The organism is Kitasatospora sp. NPDC057512 (assembly GCF_042802135.1).
Classification (GTDB): domain Bacteria; phylum Actinomycetota; class Actinomycetes; order Streptomycetales; family Streptomycetaceae; genus Kitasatospora.
Map to the genome: position 1 here is coordinate 1 of NZ_JBHVET010000883.1, position 3,121 is coordinate 3,121.

The following is a 3,121-nucleotide window of genomic DNA, read 5'->3' on the forward strand; positions in this document are numbered from 1 at the left end:
GGCCCTGCTGGCCTGGCGCGAACGCGTCGGCGAGCGGATCCGCTGGTGCAACGTCTACGGCCCGACCGAGGCGACCATCACCTCGACCGTCTTCGAACCGGGGGCCGACTGGGACCCGGACCGGTTCTCCTCCGTCCCCATCGGCCACCCCGTCGAGAACGTGCGCTGCCACATCCTCGACGAGTCCATGGCCCCCGTACCGGCGGGCACGGTGGGCGAGCTGTACCTGGGCGGCGCGGGCCTGGCCATCGGCTACCTCGACGCCCCGGCCATGACCGCGGAGCGCTTCGTGGCGGACCCGTTCCCGGGAGCACCGGGAGGACGCCTGTACCGCACCGGGGACCTGGCACGGTCGGACGCCGACGGCTGCATCGAGTTCGTCGGCCGCCGGGACCACCAGGTGAAGATCCGCGGCTACCGGGTCGAGCCGGGCGAGATCGAGGCGGTGGCCGGCGAACACCCCGCCGTCCGGGCCTGCGCCGTGGTGCTGGACGACGGCGACCCGGACAACCCGTCGCTGGGCCTACACGCGGTCCTGAACGGGCAAACGGCCCTGACGGAACGGGAGTTGCTCGACTTCCTCCGCCGGAGACTGCCGTGGTACATGGTTCCCCCCGGCGTCCGCTTCCTCGCGGAGCTGCCCCTGACACCCCACGGGAAGATCGACCGCGCCGCCCTCAGCTCCCCCGTGGACACCGACACCGCCCACGCCGGCGCCGCGTACACCGCTCCGCGCACGCCGGTCGAGGCGGAGCTGGCGGCCATCTGGGAGGAGCTCCTCGACCGGCGCGACATCAGCGTGGACGCCGACTTCTTCCAACTGGGCGGCCACTCCCTGCTCGCCGCCGGCCTGATCTCCCGGATCCGTACGCGGCTGAACGTCAACCTTCCGGTCCGCGTGCTGTTCGAGTCCCCGACCGTCGAGGGACTCGCCGCGGCCGTGACGGACGCCCTGCGCTGACCGCGCTCCCGCCGACCGTTCCCACTCCACCTCCATCTCCATCTCCAACTCCATCTCCACCGACATCCGGAGTCATGGATGACCATCGACCTGTCGGATCCGCTGCTCTACCAGACCTCGGATCCGGAGCCGGTGTGGGCGCGGCTGCGCGCCGAGCACCCGGTGTACCGGAACGAGCGGGCCAACGGCGACTTCTTCTGGGCGGTCATGACGCACCGCCCGTGCACGGACGTGCTGACGGACCCCCGGGTGTTCGGCTCCGAAAACGGCATGCGGCTGGACTCCGATCCGCGGGTGCTGGCCGCGGCGGCGGGCCGGATGCTCAACGTCACCGACCCTCCCCGGCACGACAGGATCCGGAAGGTCGTCAGTTCGGCGTTCACGCCCAGAACGGTCGACCGGCTCGAAGCCACCATGCGGAGGACGGCCGCGCGCGCCATCGAGGACGCGGTGGCCGAGGGCGGGTGCGAGTTCACCCGCGTCGCACAGACGCTGCCGGTCTCGGTCATCTGCGACCTGATGGGGGTCCCGGAGGCCGACTGGGAGTTCATGGTCGACCGGACCCGCTTCGCCTGGAGCTCCACCGCGCTCGACGCGGCGGAGGAGGCCAGGAAGGTCCAGGCCCACACCGAGATCCTCTGCTACTTCCAGGACCTGGCCGAGGAGCGGCGGAAGCAACCGCGGGACGACCTCCTGAGCGCCCTGGTGTGCGGTGAGATCGACGGGGTGCCGCTGACCGAACAGGAGGTCTTCTACAACTGCGACGCCCTGATATCCGGCGGGAACGAGACCACCCGGCACGCCACCGTGGGCGGGCTGCTGGCCCTCGCCCGCGACCCGGGGCAGTGGCGGGCGCTCCGGGAGGACCCCGGCCTGATGCCCTCCGCGATCGAGGAGGTCATCCGCTTCACGTCCCCGGTCATGCACTCCCTCCGTACGGCCAGGGAGGACGTGGAACTCGGCGGGCAGCCCGTTCGCGCCGGCGACCACGTCGTGGCCTGGCTGCCGTCGGCCAACCGCGACGAGGAGGTCTTCGCCGACCCGGAGCGCTTCGACATCGAACGCTCCCCCAACCGCCACCTGGGTTTCATCGTGGGCAACCACTACTGCATCGGCGCGGCGCTCGCCAGGCTCGAACTGACCGTGATGTTCCAGGAACTCACCCGGCGGGTCCGGACGGTCGAGGTCACCGGCCCGGTCCGCCGGCTGCGCTCGAACCTCCTCTGGGGGTTCGACTCGCTCCCGGTGGCGTTCGTCCCGAGCCGATGAGCCGTCGACGAGTCGAGAAGCCGACAAGGCGGAAGCCGATCCGAGGAGGCCGGTCACCAGTGCCCCGTACAGTGCGACGAGACGCCCTCCTCCCCGCCGCCCGGCGCACGGTGGAGACGTACGAGTCGAACCACGACACCCGCTTCAGTCACCTGTTGCTGTTCGACCGCCAGGTGCTGGAGTCCCTGCACGCCCCGGGCGAACTGCCGGGCAGCGTAAGGGTCGCCTCCGACGAACACCCCGGCGTGGTCGAGCGGATGGCGGTGGTGACGGCGGTCGCCAACCTTCCCGAGCAGCGGGAGGCGCACCGCCGCCGCTACCTCCGCGCCCTGCTCGACATCTACGGCATGCTGCCGGTGCGGGTGGCGGACGCCGCGTCCGTGCCGGGGGCGGTCGTCGTCGCGCCGGAACGCGAGGGGCGGATCCTGGCCGAACTGCTCGGTGTGCTCCCCCGCCACCAGGGCTGGACGCCGCAGGCCAAGCGCATGCCCGCCGCCGGCGGCCTGCTCGTCGGCGTCGACCACCGGCTTCCCGCCCGGAGCGACCGGCTGGTGGTCGTCGACGGCGTCGTGGCCAGCGGAGTGACCCTCATGGCGGTGATGCACCTGACGGCCCGGCCGGGCGCCGTCGTCGACGTCTTCACCTGCCACGCGACCGCCGAGGGAGCGCTCGCGCTGGCCCGGTACGCGGAGCGGCGGGAGGTCTCGTTGACGCTCCACGTCGGCCACGTGTCGGGAGTCCTCGACGAGCGGTTCTACTCGGTCGATCCGGAGGACCGGGCGACCCTCCTCCTGGGCGACATCGGCGACACCATCAGCCCGGTCGCACCGGGGACGTAGCGACGCCGCGGTGGGCCGGGGCCCCCCCCCCCCCCCCAACCAAAACCCCCCC

General features: G+C 72.1%; 3 protein-coding genes. All 3 read left to right on the forward strand.

Features of this window, described 5'->3' with window-relative positions; genetic code table 11:
- Positions 1-961: phosphopantetheine-binding protein (locus tag ACFU6K_RS35245; RefSeq protein ID WP_380670137.1), on the forward strand; the 961-nt coding region annotated here is incomplete at its 5' end.
- A gap of 78 nt (positions 962-1,039) precedes the next feature.
- The gene (locus ACFU6K_RS35250; RefSeq protein ID WP_380670139.1) at positions 1,040-2,230 is read left to right on the forward strand and encodes a cytochrome P450; all 1,191 of its coding nucleotides are present in this window, start codon (positions 1,040-1,042) and stop codon (positions 2,228-2,230) included.
- 59 nt (positions 2,231-2,289) lie between these two features.
- The gene (locus ACFU6K_RS35255; RefSeq protein ID WP_380670141.1) at positions 2,290-3,069 is read left to right on the forward strand and encodes a hypothetical protein; all 780 of its coding nucleotides are present in this window, start codon (positions 2,290-2,292) and stop codon (positions 3,067-3,069) included.
- Positions 3,070-3,121 lie beyond the last annotated feature (52 nt).

Coding starts and splice junctions, on each gene's coding strand:
- ACFU6K_RS35250 (WP_380670139.1), top strand. CDS start 1,040: ATGACCATCGACCTGTCGGATCCGCTGCTCTACCAGACCTCGGATCCG.